The 275-nt window shown below is 56.7% G+C and carries 1 protein-coding gene; it reads right to left on the bottom strand.

Annotated elements, in window-relative coordinates:
* A partial coding sequence (locus tag Q4563_RS19725; protein ID WP_303605726.1) for a PAS domain-containing protein occupies window positions 1–275 on the bottom strand: 275 nt, incomplete at both ends.

The following is a 275-nucleotide window of genomic DNA, read 5'->3' on the forward strand; positions in this document are numbered from 1 at the left end:
GGGTGGTTGTGGTAATAAAGCGGCCTAATAAATCACCCCATGGCTCGGGTAATTGCGCCAGCAAGGTGCCGGTTACCCGCTCCGCTGCCAGGCCGGTCAGCTCAACCATGGCCTGGTTCCAGAGCAGGATTTCGCCATCTTCTGACATCGAGCAGGCACCGATAGGCAATCGCTCCAGGGTTTGGCGATGATAGCGGCGCAGGTGGTCCAGCTCTCCGGCAATACCGGAGAGGCGGTCATTAAAACCTTCGAGCCGCTGCTCAATAATATAAATG

The organism is Gilvimarinus sp. 1_MG-2023, assembly GCF_030548285.1.